Raw genomic sequence first — 21,263 nt, 5'->3', positions numbered from 1 at the left:
TTTTGATTAAATTATTAATAAAATGAAAATAGGAGGTAAAGTACGAAAGTACAGAGAAGCAAAAGGATGGTCTCAGGATGATCTGGCTTTGCGTTTAGATGTTACTCAAGGAACAATTTCCAACATCGAATCTGACAAAACCATTCCCAATTCTCTTTTATTAAATAAAATTGCTAAAGAACTGGAGGTTGACATCAATGAATTGCTGAGCGAGTTAACCAGTAATATTATGTCAAATAACGAATTTAGTGATCATGCTGTAGCTGCTGTAAATCAGTATAATCCTGTTTTTAATATGCAATCTCCTGAGCTCACAGAAAGCATTCTTAAAAATCAGGAGCAGATTGCAAAGCTTATAGAAGCACAAAGCAAGCTTATAGAAAGTCTGTTGAAAAGGTAAATCTAGTAACCTCATTATAATCTTAAAAACTCATGCGCATCAACCAGAAAACTTATGCGCATGAATCGTTACACTCATGCGCATGAATTGATCAACTCATGCGCATGAGTTTTTGAACTACAAAATATTAAAGATAATTTTGTGCATCATGATATGGTATCTGTTTTTTTTATAAATTAGTTTTACAGAATTACTAAAAACACGTTTAACTAAAAAAATGAAAAAAAATGCCAATTACATTTAACGTTATTTCAAGAAAAAACATTCAGAAGCCCAACGACCCGCCGAAGTATTATGCAGATATTGTAGGCAACGGGCAAACCACTCTTGCAGATCTTGCCAAACATGCAGCCTCAGTTTCCACCGTATCAAAAGCCGACATTCTTGCCGTACTGGAAAGCACATTCTCTAAAATTGCCGATGATGTAGCCGACGGAAAGATCGTCTATGTAGGTGAGTATTTCACCTTACAGGCAGGTGGTTCCAGCGAAGGGAAAGATACTGCGGGTGAAGTAAATGCATCGAGCATAAAAAGTGTAAAAACAATCTTCCGACCGGGTAAGATGATTAAAGATACACTGAAGCTTGCTTCTTTTAAAAAGAAAGGATAAACCTAAACTGAAGTCAGGCAAAATTCTACGAATTCTGCCCGACTTTGAAATTTATTTTATTGATAGGATTTTATCCTATTCCTTAGAAAATCGTCCCTTTAGTGACTTTTTTTTGATTATCTTAATTAGTCTTTTTTGCTTTTAGCTTCTCTTCTCTGTGCATCCAAAACTGCAACCGTTGCAAGATTTACAATTTCATCTACACTAGAGCGCATCTGTAAGACGTGAACCGGTTGTTTTAGTCCCATCAGAATTGGACCGATTACCTGAGCAACCTTCATTCCTCGGATGATTTTGTAAGAAAGGTTTGCCGATTCAAGATTCGGGAAGATGAATGTATTGGCAGGAGTTGTTCCCAATTTCGAGAACGGATAATCACTTAAATGATCCGAATTCATCGCAAAATCCGGCTGAATTTCTCCGTCAACAATCATTTTCGGGAATTTTTCGTGTAGAATAGTTACTGCTTTTGCCACTTTCTTAGAAGTTTCAGAAATTGCTGAAAAATTTTCAAAACCTAACATAGCAATTCTTGGCTCGATAGCGAAAGATTTCACCGTGTGTTCCGCCATTTTAGCAATATTCACCAAATCTTCAGCAGAAGGATTTTGGTTGATGGATGTATCTGCGAAGAAAATCGGTTTCTTTTCAGACAAAATCATCATCATTGCCGCCACTTTATCAACCCCTTTATCTTTTTCGATAACTTCTAAAACAGGACGTAAAGTTGAAACATAATTTTTAGAAAAACCAATGATCAATCCGTCTGTATCTCCGTGTTTCAGCATCAAAGGTCCGAAATAGTCTCTCTGGCGAACGTATCTTTTCGCCTTGTACTCATTCATCCCTTTTCTCTGACGAAGTTTCCAGAGGGTTTCTCTGTATTTTTTTCTGTTTTCTTTTTGGTCATCGTCACTTGGATCGATAATCGGAACATCAATATCAATTCCGAAACGTTCCATCTGTTCTTTCACATATTTTTTATCTCCTAAAAGAATCGGGTGAGCAATACCTTCTTCATATAAAATCTGCGCAGCCTTCAGAACATTATATTCCTCGGCATTTCCTAAAGTAATTCTCTTCGGATTTGCCTTTGCACGGTTCTGCATCATTCTTACCAACTTCTCATCTCTTCCCATTCTGTCGAGAAGCTGCGTTTCGTATTCGTCGAAATCTGCAATAGTCTTTCTGGCAATACCACTTTCAATTGCCGCTTTTGCCACTGCACTTGAAACTTTGGTAATCAATCTGTTATCAAATGGTTTCGGAATAAAATATTCTCTTCCAAACTGTAAATTTTTAACATTATATGCTAAAATTACCGCTTCAGGAACAGGTTCTTTAGCTAAATCTGCAATTGCATGAACGGCAGCTAATTTCATTTCTTCATTAATTCCTTTTGCCTGAACATCCAAAGCACCCCGGAAAATATACGGGAAACCCAAAACATTGTTCACCTGATTAGGATAATCACTTCTTCCCGTCGCCATGATTACATCTTTTCTTGTAGAAAGTGCCAAATCATAAGCAATCTCAGGATCCGGATTTGCCAAAGCAAACACGATAGGATTTTCTGTCATGCTTAACAACATTTCCGGAGTCATCACATCTCCTTTAGACAAACCAATGAAAACGTCTGAACCTTTTACGGCATCTTCCAGAGATTCAATATCTGTCTGAGCGATAAAATCTAATTTTTCAGGCGTAAGGTTTTCTCTTTTATGATTGATAACGCCTTTTGAGTCGCACATCAAAACATTTTCTCTTTTTAAACCTAAAGAAATATAAAGATTGGTACACGCAATTGCTGCAGCTCCTGCTCCATTCACCACCATTTTCACTTCTCCGATATTCTTATTGGCAATCTGAAGTGAATTGATTAATGCAGCTGCAGAAATAATTGCGGTTCCGTGCTGATCGTCATGCATCAATGGAATATCCAGTTCTTCCTTTAATTTTTGTTCAATATAAAAAGCTTCGGGAGCTTTAATGTCCTCAAGGTTGATTCCGCCAAAAGTAGGGGCAATCCCTTTTACAATTTCGATAAATTTGTCAGGATCTTTTTCGTCAATTTCAATATCAAAAACATTGATGTCTGCAAATATTTTAAACAAAAGACCTTTTCCTTCCATAACGGGTTTTGAAGCTTCCGCACCAATGTCTCCCAAACCAAGAACTGCCGTTCCGTTTGAAATAACCGCTACCAAATTTCCTTTTCCTGTATAATCATAAACCGTTTCAGGGTTATGGTGAATTTCCATACACGGAACCGCAACTCCGGGAGAATATGCCAAAGACAAATCTCTCTGCGATGAGTGGGGTTTTGAGGGGATTACTTCGATTTTTCCTTTCGGCTCTGCTTTATGATAATCTAATGCTGCCTGGCTAAATTTTTTTTCATCACGGTGAGTTTTACTTGACATAGAATTTTCTTTTTTTAAAGTATATATTTAATGTGGTAATCAACCAGACTTTCGATTGGCTTCTGTACGATGTGCCCCACATTCAAATTGAGTTCTGACGCTGCAGAACGTAAAATATTTTCGTAATAATAAGCGATGGAACCGATGAAATTAATCTCGGCATTCTGAGATTCTTCATAAGGAAGAACCTGATAATCGAAGAAATTTTTCATCTCTTCCAAAACCATTTCCTGAAAATAAGGGTGATCTTTTCTCTCAACAACAAATTTGTTGAAATCGGCTAAATAGGCATTTGGTCTTGTGGTGTGATACATATTTTTTAATGCCTCCTCAATCGTTAAACCATATGTATCTTTAAACTCAAGGTGTAAATCTGGCGGAAGTTTCTGCATAAAAAATCTACGCACCAATTGTTTTCCGATGGCACTTCCGCTTCCTTCATCGCCCATTAAGTAACCTAGTGAAGGAAGTTTTATATTTAAATTTTCTCCGTCGAAATAGCATGAGTTTGACCCCGTTCCTAAAATACAGACAATCGTTGGTTTTCCATTATAAGCAGCATACGCAGCAGCATAAAGGTCTTCTTTCACAACGATTTTTGCATTGATGAAAACTTTCCCGACTTCTTCTTCTATTGTTTGACAGTTCTGCTTCACACCGCATCCTGAACCATAGAAAAATATCTTAGTAATTGAATTTTTAACCGATTGTAAACTTTTGTTTTTGTCGATTTCGGGTACGATAAGCTCTTTGCTGATAAAATTCGGGTTAAAACCAATGGTTTCTGTTTTCAGGAAAACATTTTTAAAGTCATCCAAGATTACCCAGTCAGATTTAGTAGAACCACTATCAACAATAGCAACCATAATTCAAATTTTAAGTGGCTAAATTATGAATTTATCTTTAATTAGATCTTAAAACAGCGGCTGATCCTTTCATAACATGATTTAAATTAGCTTTTGACTTCAGATTTATTTTGGTTAAACTGTATCAACCAGTCTTCTATCTCTTCTTCAAGGTAGGAAGTCTGTACCATCATGGCATTAATAAAGTCATCCGGAACAGGATTGCTATTTGAATTTTCTAAATTCCAGAGCTCGTCCGACATATTTTCATACTCGGAATATACTCTTTTGAAACGTGTATTTTCTTTTTCTAAAGCTTCTATATTTTGTTGCTGAAGCTGAAATTTTCTGTATTTGTTTTGAGATTTCATACAAATATTTAGATTAATGTGGGTTTAAAAAACTTATGCAGGTACTTTTCATCAAGCGTTACAAGATAGAAATACCATCAACAGAAAAAGTTGAAAATGAGTTTTTTATCAGGTACAGTTTCTTTCGTTCTGAAAATTAAATTTAGAAATTATTTCAACATGAAAAAAAAATTTAACAACTTTTTTCACTGTTTAACATATAGTTATAAATTTGTGTATTATTAAAATTAATGAGAACACTACTTCTACGCCACAGACAGGTATTACTTTTTATCGTTGCAGGCGGGCTCAGTGCGATTGTGGAAATCGGGAGTTTCAAGATCTTCAGTACTTATCTTCCACAAGCTGTTTCTCAGGAGCAGAATTTTCACGGAATACATTATCCTTTAAGCAATATTTTATCGACAAGCTGCGGAATTTTATTTAATTATTTTCTGAGCATCTGGTTTGTTTTTGAAAGAGGAAAACACTCCAAGCGAAAGGAGTTCGCATATTTCATGGTTGTATCTCTTATTTCTACGATATTAAGCTTGAGTTTCTTCCAGGTTTTTTACAGTTTTATATTTAAAGACAATATTGATTTAATTTTTTATACCTTGAGTCCGGAAATGATCAGCAAGATTGCCGCAATTTTACTGGTTTCCATTCTTAATTATTCTGTAAAGAAAAAAGTAATATTTAACGGTTGATTTGTGACTACAATTTTAAATTATCTCTGGAGATTCTGGCTTTTCATTTTGGCTTTTGTTCTGACAATTGTTTTGGGAATACCCGTTTACATTTTGTCTTTCAACAAAAAAAATTACAGATACGCTTACAAACTGATCAGAATCTGGTGCTACGGAATGTTTTTCGGAATGGGTTTGCGCTACGAACTTATTAATCTCACCGACAAAAAAATCGATAAGAACCGACAATACGTTGTGATTTCTAATCATACTTCGATTATGGACATCATGCTTCCGTGTATTTTATTTCCGGATCATCCACTTTGTTATGTTGGAAAAAAGGAATTGGTGAAAATTCCGATCTTTGGAACGGTGTATAAAAGAATTTGCGTGATGGTTGACCGGAAAAGTGCGAGAAGCCGCGCCGATGTTTACAGAAGATGCGCCGAAAAAATGGAAGAAGGCAACAGTATTGTACTTTTCCCGGAAGGCGGAGTTCCCAATGACACCTCGATTGTTCTGGATGAATTTAAAGATGGTGCATTTACCCTTTCTTCAAAACACAATTCTCCTATTGCAGTTTTTACATTTATAGGTTTAAAGGAAATGTTTCCGTTTGATAATTCTAAAGGTTATCCCGGAAAAGTAAAAGTTTTTTTTAATGATATCCTTGAACCCACTGACTCTCCGAAAGCTTTAAAATTGTCTGCTTTTGAGACAATAAAAAAAACTTTGGCAGAACACAGTTAATCAAAGAAAAAAATTATATTTGTTGTTAAGATTTTATTAAAAACAAATATGTCAAACTATTCTAAACAAACTAATTGGGCGCAGTTTATTCCATTGGTTACTGTATTTTTCTTTTGGGGATTTGTTGCGGCCAGCAACGATATTCTGATTCCTGTATTCAAAGAAGCATTTAATTTATCACAGACACAAAGTATGTTGGTACAAATATGCTTTTATGTAGCCTACACTGTCGGTTCTTTGATTTACATGGCAGTTTCTAAGAGTTTAAAACAAGATTTAATCAATAAAATTGGTTATAAAAATGGTTTAATAGTCGGTCTTTTGATTTCAGCATCAGGAACTCTACTGTTCTATCCTGCAGCCAATATGCATTCTTTTCCTTTAATGATCTCAGGATTATTTATTGTCGGTTTAGGGTTTTCGCTTCAGCAAATTGTAGCTAATCCGTTGGCAATTGAAGTAGGTCCTGCAGAAACGGGCTCTCAAAGATTAACGATGGCAGGAGGAATCAACAATTTAGGGACTACGATAGGACCACTAATTGTTTCTTTTGCGATTTTCGGATCTGCAACGGCTGCAAGTGGTGACATCAGTGTAGAAAGTGTGAAAATTCCTTATCTGATTTTGGGAGCAGCATTTGTTTTGGTGGCGATTATGCTAAAGTTTTCATCATTACCAGCAATTACTCCTACAAATGTAGAAGAAGTGGCAGATACAAAACCCGGAGATCACAGAACATCTGCAATTCAGTTTCCCCAGCTTATTTTAGGAATGATTGCCATTTTTGTATATGTAGGTGTAGAAGTATCTACTGCGAGTAATTTACCTGCTTACATGGAAAAAGATTTAGGATTTGCAACGAAAGATGTTGCCCCTTATATTTCTCTTTATTGGGCATCGATGATGATTGGTCGTTGGACGGGAGCTGTTGACGCTTTTGATTTTAATGCAGGAATTAAAAAAATATTACGATTTTTAGCCCCTTATTTAGCATTTGGAGTTTTCCTTTTGGTTAATGCCATTGCGAAACATAATCTTGAGCCTTTTTATGTTTACGGATTAATCATTATTGCAATGATTGTTTGTGATGTAATGAGCAAAGGTAATCCCGCCAGAATGCTTCTCATCTTTTCTTCAGCGGGAATTCTAGCCCTTCTTATCGGAATGTTTACAACAGGAATGATTTCTGTTTATGCTTTCACAAGTGTTGGTTTATTCTGTTCTACACTTTGGCCATGTATTTTTGCTTTGGCAATCAACGGGCTTGGAAAATATACCAATCAAGGTTCTGGTCTTTTGATTATGATGATTATGGGTGGTGGAATTGTGAGTCTGTTACAAGGTTATGTGGCAGATTTAACGTCAATTCACGCAAGTTATATCGTAGGAGTTTTATGTTTCGCTTATCTTGCATTCTATGCAATCCGCGTAAGTGGAATTTTAAAATCTCAAGGAGTTGATTTAGATAAAATCTCAAAAGGAAGTGGTCATTAATACAACAAAAACATACTACAAAAAGAGATTTTGGGCAGGTATTTTACTTGCCCAATTTCTTTTATTCTATATTTTTTCGAAACTTAAATTTGCTGTTTCTTTTTTTGAAAATTTATTTGAGGTTCAAAAGAAAATTCATCAGCTGTTTTTCTCCCGGATTCCTTTTTCTTTTGGAGATTTACTTTATGTTTTATCAGGAATTTTATTGATTTATTTCATTATTAATTTATTTAAAAAGACAACAAGAAATAGCGCAGCATTCAGAATATTAATTATTCTAAATATTTTTTATTTCATCTATCAGATATTTTGGGGAATGCTATATTTTCAGACACCAATTATCGCAAAACTTCCTAAAACTGACGCATCACTTGAAAAAAGAAAAATTTTAGCTTTAGAATACTTAGAAAAAGCAAAAGCAACAAGAAAGCTGGTACACGAAGACAAAAATGGAGTTTTCGTTATTAAAGATTTACTATCTGTTCAAGAAGAAATTCTCAATCAGCAAAAAAAACTTCCCAATTTTATAAGTGATAAACGAAACAGCGGGATTAATTCTTTTAAGCCCAGCTTATTTAAAAATGTGATGAGTTTCACCGGTATCTTAGGTTACTACAATCCTTTTACAGCAGAAGCTCAATTCAATGCCGAATTACCGGCTTCTTATCTGCCTTTTACTTTAGCTCATGAAAGTTCGCATCAATTTGGTTTTGCTCGAGAGCAGGAAGCCAATTTTATCGGATACTTAATCGGTGTGGAATCTCAGAATCCTGAACTAAAATACAGCACAGAATATTATACATTAAAAAGCCTGCTAAACTCTATCGTTTATGAAGATGAAAAGTTTGTGAAAAGTACTTTAACAAAATATTCTGAAGAAATGAAAAGAGACCGGTTGAATGAAAAGAAATTCGTGGCAGAGCATCAAGGTTATCTTAACGACTTTTTCGGATTTACCAATAATCTGTTTTTGAAAAGCAATCAGCAGGAAGGTTCAGTCACCTATTCTTATTTTATTGATCTATTGGTACGTTATAAATGGATGAGCTCTGAATAAAAAAAAGAATCGTATCAGGCGATACGATTCTAAAAACACAAATGATGAAAAAAAATTTATTACCTTGACTTGTTCCCTCATTCAAGGCACTGTAAAAATACAACATTTTTCTAAATTTCAAAATACAAGATCAAATTTTATGTAAGTTTTATGAAAATTTTATGATTTAAAAATCTCGTAATTTTCATTTTTCTCTAAATATAGATTTACAATCAGTTGCAAAATACTAATTATAAGAACTTAATTATAAATTATTGGTTTAAACAGTAAATATAATTTAAAAACAAGAACTGTAGCTTAAGAATAAAAATTTTAACCAATTTTAATAAAAAATTCTTATTTGATTAGTAAATTATCTTCTCGAATTACAATTTTTATCTGTTTGAAATTAAATTACGCTTCAAAATGAAGCATTAAATGATACAGAAAGAGTTTTATTCAGAAATTATTCGATTGAAAAACAAATTTTGAATTGGAATAAACTGGGATCAATCACAAAACCTGGGGAGAATTGTTGAAAGTTTTTAACTTTTCTTCATGTCTCAAGATCAAGAATTATTAAAACTGTTACTTCCCGAATATTTAGTGGCGTATTTCGATTTCGTAAAATCTGAAGAAAAAGAAGGACTTCTTCATCTTTACTTTGAAGAAAAAAACAGTGTTCCTAAAGAGTTTTCCTCATTAAATCTTCAATCGAAAGGATTTCACGAAGAAATTGCCGTTGATGATTTTCCGCTTCGTGGCAAAGCCGTAAAACTCAACATTAAGCGTAGAAGATGGACGGATATGAAGTCTGGAAATATTGTTCAACGAGATTGGAATCTCATCGCTAAAGGCACTCGCATGACACAGGATTTTGCAGAGTTCTTAAAAAAAATCAGCCGATACTAAAGCGCTTCCTTTGGAAATCATTGGCGAGATGTATGGTGTCAACGGAAAGAAATTTCGCAGACAGTACAAAAAATCCCTCAGTGAATTTAAAGACTGGAACCAGAAATCCCATGCCGAAGATTACATTTTATACCCCGCAAACTGCCTCTCACAACTCTCTTTAGACGAAGTAGCCTTGTCTCAGGGCGAACTTTACACCGTGCTTACATCCAAGCATGCCAAGGGCAGGAAAGGCAGTATTGTTGCCGTCATTAAAGGAACAAGAAGCGAAGATGTTATTGATAAACTCTTAAAAATAAGCAGAAAATTAAGGCAAAAGGTAAAGGAGGTTACCTTGGATATGGCGGGCTCTATGAAGCTTATTGCCAAGCGGTGTTTTCCCAATGCCGTGCAGGTTGTCGACCGTTTCCATGTACAAAAACTAGCCATCGAAGCTGTTCAGGAATTAAGAATCAAACATCGTTGGGCAGCCATAGACAAGGAAAATGAAGCATTAAAAACCGCAAAAGAAACCAAAGCAAGAGCGAAAATCGAAATCTTTGAAAATGGCGATACCCAAAAACAACTTTTAGCCAGAAGCCGATATTTGCTCTACAAAAGCAGAGAAAAATGGACTGAAAACCAATCTGCCAGAGCCAAAATTTTATTTTCTCAATATCCGGACTTGGAAAAAGCTTACAACTTATCGGATAATCTCAGGAAAATTTACAACCAAAACATGACAAAGTCTGTAGCCATGCTCAAATTGGCTCGTTGGTTTAAAGACGTAGAAGAATCCGGTTTTAAATCATTTTCTATACTCAAAAATACTATTATGAATCATTATAATGATATCCTTAACTATTTTGAACAAAGAAGTACCAATGCCTCTGCAGAAAGCTTTAACGCTAAAATCAAAAACTTCAGAATGCAACTTCGAGGAGTAAGGGACAAATCATTTTTCTTATTCAGATTGTCAAAACTTTTTGCTTAGTCCCCAGATTTTGTTACTGATCCATAAACTGGAAACTTAATCAAAATATCAGATAAAAAAAAAACCACAGAATAAATCTGTGGTTTAAAATTGTAGCGAAGACGGGAATTGAACCCGTGACCTCAGGGTTATGAATCCTGCGCTCTAACCAACTGAGCTACCTCGCCTTTTTGGTGGTGCAAATATAGAAAATATTTACAAACCTCCAAAATTATTTTACATTTAAATACTCCAAAACATCGCCAACATGACTAGGCTTATTGATTATCTTATTGTTAGCATCTAAAATAAAATATGTCGGAGTTGCGTGAATATTGTAAAGCTCAGCAAAAGAGCTATTCCACCCTTTTAATTCTGAATCGTTGATCCAGGGAAATGCAGCAATCTTTGTTGTATATGAATTTTTGTCAAGGTCTAAAGACATACCAATTACCTGCACATTTTTAGCTTTTAGATCATTATATTTCGCAAGAAGTTGTGGTAATTCGTTTTCACAGTGCGAACAGGTTGATGACCAAAAAACAATTACTTTTTTATCTGCCTTTACATCAGCGATTGACTTTGCATTAGTATTCACGGCAGCGTTAAACTTATAAGCCGGGAAAACAGCACCAATATCGGTAGCTGCATTAGATTTTAGCGTTGATGCAAGCCGATCATTGATGGTACACTTCAAATCTTTTGCTAACGTAAGGTATTTTGTTTTAAATTCGCTCATATCATAGACATCAAAAATATCAATCAACTCCGATAAAACAGTTTGCCCTCTTGGAGTTTCTACATTTAGCTTATTGATCAAAGTATCAACAGAAGAGGTAACATTTGTATTGCCTCCCACATTAAGATATGAAATAAGAATTGGTCTTAATAAAGATGAACTCTCCAGCATATCGCTTGATTTGTCTATGAAATTTACAATTTCTTCCTGTGTAGCTTTCTTTGACGGATTATTCGATAAAAATTTGTTGTAATTTGTATTATAATAGTATACAAACGGATGTTTTACCGGATCAATTCCATTGGCTGAACCTGATAATTTTCCTATTTCAGTAATCAATGCTTTTCCAAACTCTGTATTATCTTTATAATATTCTTTAATTTGAGCCAATGCCGGAAGAATTAATTCTTTTTTCTGAGAACCTTCCTGAATACTGCTCATTACCTCATTAGCTTCATCCTGATAGATTACATTTTGAATTTTATCTGCTTTTGTATCCAGCTTAATGCTTACATTTTTATTTTCTGAAATAAAGCTGACCGAATTATTGGTTGTCGGAAAGTAAATTTTCATCATTCCCGAATAGTTTTTAGGATATTTAAAATTCCAAATGTTATTTTTAGCTTTTTCTTTTGTGAAAATTATATCCTTGGAGCCATTCAGGGTATATAAAATTGCTTCCTGCTCGGTAAATCCTGGTTCGGTCTGAATATTTATTGAGAATTGTGCCTGTATCGTGAATGCGCAAAGTATTGATGATACTATAAATATCTTTTTCATAAGTAGATACTAAATCTTTTAATAGTCATTATCGCACATACAGATCACAAAATCTTTGATGTTAAGCGATTTATTCTGTAAAATTAAAAAAACTCTCTGACTAATCAGAGAGTTTCAAATATTTTAATATAATTTTTATATTTTTTGAGCCTTATATTTTCTAGCGAAATATACAATTGATAGAATCGCTATTCCAGCCAGAACATAAACATACATATCGATTGGTGAGGCGGCTACCCCAAAACCAGTTCCTTCCACTTGTGGGTTCGGAGGATTATTTACTATTATCGGTGCAGAATTATCTTGCGCAAATAAAGACAAGTGGGATATAAATAATGCTATAAGTAGTATAAATTTGTTTTTCATAATTGTTTATTTATCTCATTATTTTTGTGTTGTATACTTGCCCGTTATCAGCCTTAATAGTTATTAAATATCCACTATTTACTTGTTTTGGAATATTTAATACGTGATTAGATGATGTATTAATTTTCTTCTCGGAATTAATTAATTTACCACTCATATCAAAGATAGTGATATCAGCATTTTTCCATCCTTTATCAAAAATAGCAACAAAATTATCTGTAGCTTTTTCATAAGCTACAATTGTTGAGCTACCTTTTACCGCTTCTGAAGTTCCTAAAGATCCTTCGGTCGCAGGCTCTCCATAATAAAGGCCACTACCTGTAACTGCTGAAGTATTGATAACCTGCCCTTGTGATAACATCATATTATTACCATTCAATTTTATCCAGAAGCTTTCACCAGAACTTAGAGCAGATTGAGCATCCGGTATTAAGGCTGCATTTTCTCTTATTTCAAATTTAAGCTTGCTGATGGCAGGAGAATTCAAAGTTAAAGGTATTTTCTTATGAAGGAAGTTCACCTCGTTAGCTTCATTAATATACAGATTATATTGCGATGCATAAGTAGGATCTATGCCTCCGGAAACAAATTCTTCATTAGTATAGATTGCAGAGTTTACTGGAGTATTGTTTGAATTGAATCCTGTGTTTGCCTGCAGATTATAATTAGTAGAATATCCTGTTGAACCATTTCCGTGAACCACATAATACGTTCTTGAAATCTCTTTATCCTGAGCATCCAGCGCAATAACGCCCAATTGTTTTAAAGATGATGTAGGATTGTTTTTGGCTGCCGCAACAGAATATGATACACTTGCAGCTCTAGATCTCTTAGAAAATCTTCTCAGCGTGTTAAAGTTTAGCTTATTATTAAATCCAACGCTTGGATAAAGTGAAATTAAATCCCGGTCTAATTTAACATAAACAGTTCCCATAGGTTTGATTATTAAATTATCAACATCTCCTGCGGGTACAACTGTCGCAACATTCCCATTTGAACCGTTATAACTGAATGTCACAAATTGGTTTGTAACCGTTGTTCCTGTACTTGGTGAATAATTGACATTAGAAAGAGCATATCTTACTCCTCTTACCGGCAAAATATTACCATCATTTACAGCACCTGTTTCGGCAGCATTTGTACCAATCCATGCAAAATCCAGGTTAGTAAGGAAAGGGTTACCAAATTGATAAAGTTCTTTACCGTAATTGGTTGTCCAGCTGGTATCAAATGGATCGTCTAAATAAGTATTATATCTTTCGTTAAATTCATTTAAATTTTGACCTACAGAACCATAATTTATTGCAACTCCTCCAGGCTTACCTCCATTTACAAGATTTACATCATTCGTTAAAGCAGTAGTATCCGAATAAGGAACACCTTTTAATGTACGTACAGCAGAAGTTGTTGGAAGTGATGGATTCGGACTCCAACCTGTTGAACCGACCGCAAAATAGGTTGTAGGACCATACAAATTATTTGCAGAAACGCTTAAATCACCGTAATCTGTTGTGATTGAAGGATTTACAACCCTCATAACAGTTTTGGTATGATCCCAATATGCTAAAGCATTCGTAGTTCTATTGTTAGTAAAATTACTTCCTTTACCTAAATTAGTCGCAATAGACGCAATCGTTTTATTCGAAAAGGGCATAGCTATCTGCTGAAAACTTCCGTGGGAAACGTCTTTATACTCTTTATCGACAATAGCAGTAATATTATTCTGACTAAAGCCACTTATATATAACTGTCCATATGTAGAAGTGGTAAAATTTACAGGATCATTTAGTCTGATAAAAAAGTTATCTCCTGTTCTGGGAGCAGTTGTTGAAATTGCCGGAAGTGCTCTAATTACATCTGATGATGCACTACTTACAATCATCATATTTCCGTGAAGATCAATACTACCTTCACCTCTTGTTTGAACACCGCCTCCGTTATACACAAGAGTACCGTCGCTTACATACATTTTTGCAGCATCGTCGACATGCAATAAAACTGTCTGCGCCTGAACAGATAAGCTAATTGCTAAAACACCTAACGTTAATAAATTTTTTTTCATTGTATATTATTTTTTTTGTGTTAATACAATATTCCATGCAAAGATAGAATAATTTTCCAAAAAAAAAGTTAAAATTACTTATTAATCAAAATATTATCTTTTGTTAAAATAATCTCATGCTGTTCACCAACTGTAAACATGTAATCTTCCAATACTTTTTCAGTTGTACCACGTAAACCTCTTGCTCCTAATCCCTTTTCCATTGTCTCATCTACAATAATCTCAATTGCTTCATCTGTGAACACCAATTTAGTCCCGTCCATTTTAAAAAGTTCCACAAATTGATTGATAATTGAGTTTTTTGGCTCTTTCATAATTCTGATCATCGTCTCTTTCGTAAGTTTTTCGAGATAAGTAATGATTGGAAATCTTCCCAAAAGTTCGGGAATTAATCCGAACGAACGAAGATCTATCGCATTAATATTTGTTAATATATATTCATCCTCCTCTACTTTGTTGATTTTTTCAGAACTGAAACCTATCGCCTGTTTATTCATTCTTCTTTCGATGATTTCTTTGATACCATCAAAAGCTCCTCCCGCAATAAACAGAATATTCTGAGTATTTACCTGAATATATTTTTGATCAGGGTGTTTTCTACCTCCTTGCGGCGGAACATTCACAATGCTTCCTTCCAAAAGTTTCAGCAAACCCTGCTGAACTCCTTCTCCGGAAACGTCTCTGGTAATACTCGGATTATCTGATTTTCTTGCAATTTTGTCTATTTCATCGATAAACACAATTCCTTTTTCTGCTTTTTCTACATCATAATCAGCAACCATTAAAAGTCTTGACAAAATGCTTTCGACATCTTCTCCTACATAACCTGCTTCCGTTAAAATCGTTGCATCAACAATACAGAAAGGAACATTCAATTCTTTCGCAATTGTTTTAGCTAAAAGCGTTTTACCCGTTCCTGTCTCACCAATCATGATGATATTAGATTTCTCTAGCTCTACTTCTCGGTTTTCGTCTTTTGCATGAAGCAATCTTTTATAATGATTGTAAACAGCAATTGAAAGCTGTTTTTTAGCCTGATCCTGTCCGATAACGTAAGAATTTAAAAATTCTTTTATTTCTTTAGGTTTTTTAAGCTCATCAATACTTTCTGCAGGCGAAAATCCTGCAGGATGCACCGTATCTTTTACAATTGTATGAGCCTGCTCGATACAGTTTTCACAAATAAAGCCATTCTGTCCCGAAATCAGCATCTGCACTTCATTTCTTTTCTTACCACAGAAAGAACATTGGTTTGAATTCATTTTGATTAAGTATATTATTAAAGAAAATCGTAAAAAATTTCTTTTTTACGATCCTTTTATTGAGTTAAGAATTGATTATTGAATTTTGTATTTCGGAATATTCTTCCGCAGAAAGTTTCAGTCTTTCGTTTTTGAAATTCATGTCTTCCACTTTATTTAGCGGAATTAAATGAATATGAGCATGAGGAACTTCCAATCCTACAACCGCCACTCCTACTCTAATGCAAGGAATTGCGTTTTTCACTTTTTTAGCCACCTGTTGCGAAAAAGCCCAAAGATTTTTGTACTCTTCGCTTTCCATATCAAAAATAAGATCTATTTCTTTCTTAGGAATAACCAAAGTATGACCTTTTACCAAAGGCATCGCATCCAGAAAAGCTACAAAGTTTTCATCCTCCGCAATTTTATAGGCCGGGATTTCTCCGTTGATAATTTTTGTGAAAATTGAGCTCATATTTCTCTAAAAATTAGATTTAAATTTAAGTCTACAAAGTTATATCTAAAACTTCAAATGACAATTTATTTCCGTTGGGAAGAATAATCTCGGCTTTATCACCTATTACTTTTCCCAATAAACCTTTTGCAATAGGCGTATTTACAGAAATTCTACCCGTTTTCAAATCACTCTCATTATCAGGAACCAAAGTAAACACCTGCTCTTTTTTGGTATCGTTATTCAGCAATTTTACTGTTGTAAGAATTGAAACTTTAGAAGTATCCAATTGCGTTTCATCAATTACTTTAGAAGTTGTCACTACATCTTTCAGTTTAGAAATTCTCATTTCCAACATTCCCTGTGCTTCCTTAGCGGCATCGTATTCTGCATTTTCAGACAAATCACCTTTATCTCTTGCTTCTGCAATCTGTTGAGTAATTTTTGGTCTTTCTATTTTCTCCAGTTGCTCAAGCTCGGCTTTCATTTTATCTAATCCTTCCTTTGTTACGTAGCTTGCCATAATTTTAAATTTTGTTTTATTATAAAAAAATTATCCGACATTTGTCGGACAATGTTTTTGCGTGTTAATCGTTATTGTTTTACAAATATATAAAAATTTATATTCAAATGAAAAAAACTTTCTCAATCGTTTCATTTTTCATCTTGCTGACAATCAGTTTTTTAAATATAAATTCTTGCAGTAACCGTGAAGATACCGTAAGCTGTTTTCCCAACTCACCAATTAGTGTAAGTTTAAACCTGAATTTTGCTGCCTACAACAATCTGAACTTCGTTGGAGGCTGGATTTATGTTGATGAGCAACAAGCCGGAACCCGCGGCTTACTTGTCGTGAGAACAGGAGATAATCCTGCAACATTTAAAGTTTATGACAGAAATGCACCCCATATTTGTCCGGATAACAATACGACGCTTGAAGTAAAAGATAACATCAGTATTGTTTGCCCGAAAGATAATGCAAACTGGATTTTAATAAGCGGACAACCAACAAGTGTTTCTTCACTTCCTCCAAAAACATATTTCTGGAATTACGATGCATCTACAAAAAATTTGAGCTTATATAATTAATGAAAGTTGTTGTACAAAGAGTTTCTGAGGCCAGTGTAAAGGTCGATGGAAAAACAGTAGGAGAAATCAATACAGGGTTCATGCTTTTGGTTGGAATTGATGAAAATGACGAAAAAGCAGACGCAGACTGGTTAGTTCAAAAAATTGTAAATCTCAGAGTATTTGGCGATGAACATGACAAGCTTAATTTATCGATTAAAGATATTAACGGGGAAATTTTGTGCATCAGTCAGTTTACTTTAATTGCAGATTACAAAAAAGGCAACAGACCCTCTTTTATTAAAGCTGCAAAACCCGAAAAAGCAATCCCACTTTTTGAATATTTTAAAGAAGCACTTTCAAAGTCACAATTAAAGATTGAAAGCGGTATTTTTGGTGCAGACATGAAAATTTCATTAATAAATGACGGTCCCGTAACCATTGTAATGGATTCAATTACAAAACATTAAAAAACCCTACCTGTGCAATAATCTTCCTCACCTAATGAATTAAGTCATATCGATAGAAGCAATCTATATATTTAACAATAAAATACTGCAAAACCGTAATTTTACATCCGTATAAATACGGATTTATACCACATTTGACAAAATAAATCCATTTTTTATAAAAAGTTAATATTTTTTTTGATTACCTTTAAAAACCAAAACTAAAATTAATTGTTATGAAAAACTACTTTATTATCGTTCTATTTTTTGTGATTTGTCATAACGCAAAAGCACAAGTGGGTATTAATACAAATGATCCAAAAGCCACATTGCATATCGGACCCGGTGTAAGCACCACTGTTGCAGATGGGATAATTCCGCCAAAACTCACAGGAGATGAGCTTTTAGCACGAGAAAATCGTTACGGAACAGATCAGGACGGCGCAGTTGTTTATGTAACGCAAGGGAGAACAAGTGCCACCAATTCAGTAAAAACTATTGGAGTCACGTCTCGAGGCCTCTATATTTTTGATTCGCAAGGAAGCTCTACGGGTACTTTACCTTTATCAGGACTTTGGGTTAAAGTTGATGCACAACAACCAGCTGCACCCAATACCGCTTATTCAGCCAGATTTTCCGGAAACGGAACACTCTTAGGATTAGCTTTACTTGCCAATAAAAGGACTTATTTAAATTTACCGCAATCAACTGGCAGTGGAAAAACAGTTTTTATTCCATCTGCTAATGTTGATAGCAATGGAGCATACAATGTTTCGGAGACAGGGCTCTATCGCATCACTTACAGATATAAAGAAACAGGGATATCTCTTAATGCAACAGGTGCTTCTATAGATATTTTCAAGAACGATGCCGTATTCTCATCAGCTCCTATGATTCTTGTAAGTTTAGCTTTTGATACCCAAATAGATAATATTTACAGTCTGAATGCGGGAGATAAGATAACCTTTGGAACTGTAAAAACCGGTTTATTAGCATTGGAGGTTTTAAATGTTATCAATGCAGACATCATTATTCATAGAATAAAATAACACAAATTCATCATACGAAAAAAGCTTTCTTGAAATTCGAGAAAGCTTTTGATATTTTACATAATAAAATTTTATCTTTGAGGAACACTGCTGAAATTCAGAGCTACCTTTAAATTCATATCTGAGGTGGTTTGATTTTTAAGTTCATAAACTGTTCGTACCGTTAACCCCGAACTTTTTACAACAGAATCTAAAAAACCGGTCTCGTTGTTCAGATCTAAATTTAGACTGGAAGAATTGGTATCAATGGATGTTCTCGAAGCAACAAGTTTTTCACCTGTTCCGTTTGAAGAAATATAAACTTTTACCGATTTTAAAGCACTTAAATTTCCGCCACTTGGTGTAACGACAGAAATTTTAGCATCCGAAATTCTTACATCTTTAATCTGAGCATTATTATTTCCACCAACCCAAGTCTGCACATTTGAAGCAGTTGCAGTAGATGAAACTTCTTTATCTGTTGGTACTCCCGTTGAAACCAAAACATTGGTTGTGTAAGGAAATGTATTTTGTACGATCGATTGTACCGCACCACAACTTACCAAAGCCATGGAAGATACTATTGCTAATGAAAATATATTTTTCATAATTGATTATTTAATAATGAATAAATTTTAGAAAATTACATTTGCACAAATTGTACCAAATCTACTCTACTTTCACAGAAAAATCACCTGTAAGATCGCCTTCTGCCATCAGGTTTTTACCGATAATCAACCATACTTCACCGTTTTTTGGTATTTTGTATGAAATTTCTCTTCCGAAAGGACCATCAAATTTTCCGTCAGGCGTTTTTATCTGATTAAATCTGATGTTCATATTATTATTTTTGGGCAAAACTATAGCTTTCAGATCTGATTTTTGATAGTTTTTAATTTTTAAGACCAATTTTTGATTTTGATCTGTAAACTTTTCTTCGATTGACACAGGAAGATTTTCTCCGTCAACAACTTTGATAATTTCCCCGTTTTTCACTCCGGTTACCTCATCTTTGCCGTCAATGCTACTGTTTTTCACAGAATCCTGATTGATTTTAATATTTTGCGAATCTACTTTTATTGTATTGGCAGACTGTTCGGAAACTATAATTGAATCTGTTTTGGTTTCTATTGCCGGAACTTCTTTTTTACAGGAAATTACAAGTAAAGGAATAAATGCAAAAAATAACTTTTTCATTTTATTTAGTTTGAATGGTTTCATAATAAAGGATTTTAGACAAAACGGTCATTGATTTTTCACTTTTAATTTGTTTTAAAACCTCTTTTTTCAGTTTTGAATCTTTCTTTTCTTCAGCATATTTTAAAAGATATTTTTCACTGAACCAAATTGATTTTAAATGATAATTAACTGCAAAATCAGAACGTTTCATATTTTGGAAAGTGATGATTCCGCCCCAATTTATAAAACTGCATACTAAAACCATTCCATAAAAAAACCAGCTCATCGAATTGAAAAGAAATGAATTTCTCTTTTTGAATTGAATTTTAATACATGTAAGAATTAAACCAATTAATGATAAAAGCAGGAAAGCATAAACGCCAAGTCTTTTGTAAGTAAAACCATAATTGGTAATATATTCTGTGTTTTTCAGCATTGCAGAAAAAATTAAAACCGCATTCAGAAACAACCAGATTTTAGCAACAGCTTTTAATAATCCTGCTTTAGAATCGAAATTAAAAGTTGATTTAAAATAAAACATAATTACCAGAATTGCCATTATTATTGACATGATAACAGCGTTTACTCGTTCGTGGGTTTCTTCAGAAAGTTGATTCGGGCTTTTGATAAATTCATAAAACTGCTCATAATTATAAGAAATAATGAAAAAAATCAACAAAATATTTAAACAAACAAAAGAAATCACGCCGCCCATTCTTTCTGAATCTAAATCAAGAAAAGAAAATGTCTGCTTTTGGATTTTATTTTCTGCTTTAAATTCATTATCTAAAACATGATTCTGCTGATAAATCTGTTTTTCAACGACGAAATTGAAAAAATTAAAAGCAATGAAAAATCCTAAAATTCCAAGACAGAAAATCTGCCAAAGATTAATATCCAATTCAAAATCTGTAAATACACTTGCGAAATGATCACTTCCCGTTGCATAAATTCCGAAAAATACAGCCACAAATAAGAATGGAATTAAAACAAAGGCAACCATTTTTTTCCAAAAACCTGAGTTTTCATTTTTCGGAAACCATTCGTTAAAACTGAAAACTCTGCAAAAGAATGTGAAGAAAGTGGTTACAAAAACAGGAACGAGAAAAAGACTTTTCAGTCTTCGGTTTTTTGACCGGAATGAAAGCAGCAAAAGTGAAATCGTCAATGCCAGAAACGAGCTGAGATCACCGAACCATGCAAATGCAAAGCTCGACAAAATACTTGTCACGAATAGCAGAAGAAAAGTTTTGCTGCGATTTCTTTCCGGGGTTTTAAAAAGCGTTAAAACTGAGTATAAAACGCCTAAAATACCAAGATTTAAACCTACATTTTCATTATAAAATAAAATGATAAATGCGATGGTGCTGAGAAATATATAGTGATGTGTTTTCATTTTTAATTGATGGATTTTAGTTGACAGTTGATGGAAATA

General features: G+C 34.0%; 23 protein-coding genes and 1 tRNA gene. 11 read left to right on the top strand and 13 right to left on the bottom strand.

All coding sequences use genetic code 11. The features are described from left to right. Positions 1-22: 22 nt before the first annotated feature. Together ACOOWA_RS09455 and ACOOWA_RS09450 are read left to right on the top strand one after the other, a co-directional pair. A complete protein-coding gene (locus tag ACOOWA_RS09455; protein WP_421374858.1) occupies positions 23-400 on the top strand; it encodes a helix-turn-helix domain-containing protein in 378 nt (125 codons plus the stop codon). A 227-nt stretch (positions 401-627) separates the two neighbouring features. Then, positions 628-1,011, top strand: a complete 384-nt coding sequence (locus ACOOWA_RS09450; protein WP_421374857.1) for a DNA-binding protein — start codon at positions 628-630, stop codon at positions 1,009-1,011. A gap of 125 nt (positions 1,012-1,136) precedes the next feature. Here the strand turns inward: ACOOWA_RS09450 and ACOOWA_RS09445 are convergent, their stop codons facing one another. The 3 genes from ACOOWA_RS09445 to ACOOWA_RS09435 all read right to left on the bottom strand — a co-directional run bounded on the left by ACOOWA_RS09445 (position 1,137) and on the right by ACOOWA_RS09435 (position 4,650). Next, entirely contained in the window at positions 1,137-3,434 is a 2,298-nt protein-coding gene (locus ACOOWA_RS09445) for an NADP-dependent malic enzyme (protein WP_421374856.1), read from the bottom strand. Positions 3,435-3,448: 14 nt separating this feature from the next. Then, the gene (locus ACOOWA_RS09440; protein ID WP_421374855.1) at positions 3,449-4,300 is read right to left on the bottom strand and encodes an ATPase; all 852 of its coding nucleotides are present in this window, start codon (positions 4,298-4,300) and stop codon (positions 3,449-3,451) included. A gap of 86 nt (positions 4,301-4,386) precedes the next feature. Continuing rightward, entirely contained in the window at positions 4,387-4,650 is a 264-nt protein-coding gene (locus tag ACOOWA_RS09435) for a hypothetical protein (protein ID WP_421374854.1), read from the bottom strand. Between the two features lie 230 nt (positions 4,651-4,880). Between ACOOWA_RS09435 and ACOOWA_RS09430 the strand changes: the two genes are divergently transcribed. The 6 genes from ACOOWA_RS09430 (at position 4,881) to ACOOWA_RS09405 (ending at position 10,483) form a co-directional block, all read left to right on the top strand. Beyond that, positions 4,881-5,339 carry a GtrA family protein gene (locus ACOOWA_RS09430; protein WP_421374853.1) on the top strand — a complete coding sequence of 153 codons (459 nt, stop codon included), beginning with the start codon at positions 4,881-4,883 and terminating at the stop codon, positions 5,337-5,339. Positions 5,340-5,342: 3 nt separating this feature from the next. Further along, on the top strand, positions 5,343-6,068 hold the full coding sequence (locus ACOOWA_RS09425; protein WP_421374852.1) for a lysophospholipid acyltransferase family protein: 726 nt from the start codon (positions 5,343-5,345) through the stop codon (positions 6,066-6,068). A gap of 48 nt (positions 6,069-6,116) precedes the next feature. Then, positions 6,117-7,562 carry a sugar MFS transporter gene (locus ACOOWA_RS09420; protein ID WP_421374851.1) on the top strand — a complete coding sequence of 482 codons (1,446 nt, stop codon included), beginning with the start codon at positions 6,117-6,119 and terminating at the stop codon, positions 7,560-7,562. Further along, complete coding sequence (locus tag ACOOWA_RS09415; RefSeq protein ID WP_421374850.1) at positions 7,552-8,619, top strand: DUF3810 domain-containing protein; 1,068 nt, start codon at positions 7,552-7,554, stop codon at positions 8,617-8,619. Before ACOOWA_RS09420 ends, ACOOWA_RS09415 begins: the two co-directional genes overlap by 11 nt. A gap of 537 nt (positions 8,620-9,156) precedes the next feature. Further along, a complete protein-coding gene (locus tag ACOOWA_RS09410) occupies positions 9,157-9,510 on the top strand; it encodes an ISAon1 family transposase N-terminal region protein (protein ID WP_421372726.1) in 354 nt (117 codons plus the stop codon). Between the two features lie 28 nt (positions 9,511-9,538). Continuing rightward, positions 9,539-10,483, top strand: a complete 945-nt coding sequence (locus tag ACOOWA_RS09405; RefSeq protein ID WP_421374626.1) for an ISAon1 family transposase — start codon at positions 9,539-9,541, stop codon at positions 10,481-10,483. A 93-nt stretch (positions 10,484-10,576) separates the two neighbouring features. On the opposite strand, the gene ACOOWA_RS09400 is transcribed toward ACOOWA_RS09405, so the two are convergent. The 7 genes from ACOOWA_RS09400 to greA form a co-directional block, all read right to left on the bottom strand. Further along, positions 10,577-10,650: transfer RNA gene (locus tag ACOOWA_RS09400), tRNA-Met, on the bottom strand. Between the two features lie 44 nt (positions 10,651-10,694). Then, entirely contained in the window at positions 10,695-11,981 is a 1,287-nt protein-coding gene (locus ACOOWA_RS09395; RefSeq protein ID WP_421374849.1) for a peroxiredoxin family protein, read from the bottom strand. Between the two features lie 135 nt (positions 11,982-12,116). Continuing rightward, positions 12,117-12,347 carry a signal peptidase gene (locus ACOOWA_RS09390; protein ID WP_421374848.1) on the bottom strand — a complete coding sequence of 77 codons (231 nt, stop codon included), beginning with the start codon at positions 12,345-12,347 and terminating at the stop codon, positions 12,117-12,119. A 10-nt stretch (positions 12,348-12,357) separates the two neighbouring features. Beyond that, the gene (locus tag ACOOWA_RS09385) at positions 12,358-14,409 is read right to left on the bottom strand and encodes a T9SS type A sorting domain-containing protein (protein WP_421374847.1); all 2,052 of its coding nucleotides are present in this window, start codon (positions 14,407-14,409) and stop codon (positions 12,358-12,360) included. Between the two features lie 74 nt (positions 14,410-14,483). Beyond that, positions 14,484-15,671, bottom strand: a complete 1,188-nt coding sequence (gene clpX, locus ACOOWA_RS09380) for an ATP-dependent Clp protease ATP-binding subunit ClpX (protein ID WP_421374846.1) — start codon at positions 15,669-15,671, stop codon at positions 14,484-14,486. A gap of 64 nt (positions 15,672-15,735) precedes the next feature. Beyond that, entirely contained in the window at positions 15,736-16,125 is a 390-nt protein-coding gene (locus tag ACOOWA_RS09375) for an HIT family protein (protein ID WP_421374845.1), read from the bottom strand. Between the two features lie 31 nt (positions 16,126-16,156). Further along, the gene (greA, locus tag ACOOWA_RS09370; protein WP_421374844.1) at positions 16,157-16,627 is read right to left on the bottom strand and encodes a transcription elongation factor GreA; all 471 of its coding nucleotides are present in this window, start codon (positions 16,625-16,627) and stop codon (positions 16,157-16,159) included. Between the two features lie 107 nt (positions 16,628-16,734). On the opposite strand from greA, the gene ACOOWA_RS09365 reads away from it, so the two are divergent. The 3 genes from ACOOWA_RS09365 to ACOOWA_RS09355 all read left to right on the top strand — a co-directional run bounded on the left by ACOOWA_RS09365 (position 16,735) and on the right by ACOOWA_RS09355 (position 18,670). Continuing rightward, positions 16,735-17,193 carry a hypothetical protein gene (locus ACOOWA_RS09365; protein ID WP_421374843.1) on the top strand — a complete coding sequence of 153 codons (459 nt, stop codon included), beginning with the start codon at positions 16,735-16,737 and terminating at the stop codon, positions 17,191-17,193. Beyond that, positions 17,193-17,642, top strand: coding sequence for a D-aminoacyl-tRNA deacylase (dtd, locus tag ACOOWA_RS09360; protein ID WP_421374842.1), 450 nt, complete (start codon positions 17,193-17,195; stop codon positions 17,640-17,642). Before ACOOWA_RS09365 ends, dtd begins: the two co-directional genes overlap by 1 nt. 215 nt (positions 17,643-17,857) lie before the next feature. Then, complete coding sequence (locus tag ACOOWA_RS09355; protein WP_421374840.1) at positions 17,858-18,670, top strand: hypothetical protein; 813 nt, start codon at positions 17,858-17,860, stop codon at positions 18,668-18,670. 71 nt (positions 18,671-18,741) lie between these two features. Here ACOOWA_RS09355 and ACOOWA_RS09350 read toward each other — a convergent pair whose 3' ends face one another. The 3 genes from ACOOWA_RS09350 to ACOOWA_RS09340 form a co-directional block, all read right to left on the bottom strand. Next, positions 18,742-19,257 (bottom strand): hypothetical protein, encoded by a 516-nt coding sequence (locus ACOOWA_RS09350; RefSeq protein WP_421374838.1) that lies wholly within the window; start codon positions 19,255-19,257, stop codon positions 18,742-18,744. Between the two features lie 61 nt (positions 19,258-19,318). Continuing rightward, positions 19,319-19,846: a hypothetical protein gene (locus ACOOWA_RS09345; protein ID WP_421374836.1), complete on the bottom strand. Its 528-nt coding sequence runs from the start codon at positions 19,844-19,846 to the stop codon at positions 19,319-19,321. Between the two features lies 1 nt (position 19,847). After that, a complete protein-coding gene (locus ACOOWA_RS09340; RefSeq protein WP_421374834.1) occupies positions 19,848-21,224 on the bottom strand; it encodes a DUF4153 domain-containing protein in 1,377 nt (458 codons plus the stop codon). Positions 21,225-21,263 lie beyond the last annotated feature (39 nt).

The organism is Chryseobacterium sp. GP-SGM7 (assembly GCF_049166575.1).
Classification (GTDB): domain Bacteria; phylum Bacteroidota; class Bacteroidia; order Flavobacteriales; family Weeksellaceae; genus Chryseobacterium.
The sequence above is the reverse complement of the archived record's forward strand: the minus strand, read 5'-3'. Positions and strand labels throughout refer to the sequence as shown.